Below are 1,434 nucleotides of genomic sequence, written 5' to 3' on the forward strand. Positions count from 1 at the left end.
GGTGGCCAGCTTCTTCCGGCCGCCGCCAGGTGCCCGCACCCGCGACTGCGGCCCGGGATTCCCCGCCATCTCTCGGACTCCGCGGGCAATGGTATCGGGATGGACCCCGGTCGCCATGGCCATCGCCTTGATCCCGCCACGCCCCAGCCCGGTTGCCTCCACCCCCAACAACAAACGGCGCTGCCGCTCGTCCAAATGCGGACGCAACACCGTATACCTCTCTGTCGCTGACTCCACCAACTGCTCACCCACGGCCATAACACAATCCTAGAGCCGACACACCATAAAACCTAAGTTATTATGTCGCGAGTCCTTAGCTAACCACTCGACGGATCATGCACCGACCGGAACAACCTCACGTAGCCCGGTCAATGTGTGCCTGTGGACAACTTTGACTGGTTTTGCGTCGGATGCGGTCAAATAGGTGCATGCGCCGAGCTTCCCCGTTGCCCGCCCCGATACTCGGAAGGTCATTTGTCCTGTCGGAATCCACGGCCCTTGGGGTTTCCCGTGCGCGAACCCGAGGGCTGGATCTGCAATCCGCGAGTCGCGGTCTTCGCATACCAAAGAAGAGCGACCAGGACCTTGTTTCGCGATGCAAGCCATATGTCGACATCACCCCGGATTCATCGATTAGCCATTCCACAGCGGCGTCTCTCCACGGTGTTCCGTTGCCCGCCTGGCTTGAGAACGAACCGTACATTCATCTGTCCAGGCCATATCCCGGTGCGCGGCCGCAGCGGAAACGGGTCAAGGGACACAGCCTCCTTCTTGACCCGGCGGACGTGACCGTTCTCCACGGACTACCGCTGACTTCAGTGGCCCGAACCTGGTTGGACCTGGCCGGAGTGTTGGCCTTGGACGATCTCATCGCGGCCGGTGACTACATCGTGAGCGAACATCGGCGTTCCTTCGGGCCTCGCCGCTACCCGAAGATCAGCTACGCGGATCTTGCGGAGTACCTCAAAGGTAAGTCGGGGCATCGGTGGATCCGGAAGGCGAGGGCAGCGTTTGAGGAAATACGCGTAGGTGTTGATTCTCCGCCTGAAACACGAATCCGCTTGATCCTGCAACGCGCCGGGCTTCCCGAGTTCAAGGTAAATTGCGCAGTGCTTGACGACTTCGGGGATCCAAGGCTGTGGGTTGACCTCGGCTGCGTTGAATACAAGACCTGCATCGAGTACGAGGGCGGGCATCATCTGACGCCTGGGCAACACGCCCGGGACATCGCCCGTGATGAGACCGCGGCCGAGCTTGTCTGGAGGCAGGTGAAGCTGACCAAGATCGACGTGAGCTTTGGTGACTTATGGGTTGTCGCCAAAGTAGAGGCGGCACTTCGGCCACAGGGCTGGAGCGGTGAAGTAGATCGGCTGGCTGAGTCGTTAGATGTGGCGTGATAGGGCCGCCATCAGCGCATGATCTAACGAGTCAGCG

At 60.5% G+C, this 1,434-nt stretch carries 1 protein-coding gene and 1 pseudogene; one reads left to right on the forward strand and one right to left on the reverse strand.

The features are described from left to right. Positions 1-258, reverse strand: a pseudogene (locus Y708_RS0107650) (ISAzo13 family transposase); the annotation flags it as partial. A 413-nt stretch (positions 259-671) separates the two neighbouring features. On the opposite strand from Y708_RS0107650, the gene Y708_RS23665 reads away from it, so the two are divergent. Next, positions 672-1,397 carry an endonuclease domain-containing protein gene (locus Y708_RS23665; protein WP_253905734.1) on the forward strand — a complete coding sequence of 242 codons (726 nt, stop codon included), beginning with the start codon at positions 672-674 and terminating at the stop codon, positions 1,395-1,397. Positions 1,398-1,434: the final 37 nt, after the last annotated feature.

This window comes from Arthrobacter sp. H5, from assembly GCF_000520595.1.
Lineage (GTDB): Bacteria > Actinomycetota > Actinomycetes > Actinomycetales > Micrococcaceae > Arthrobacter_D.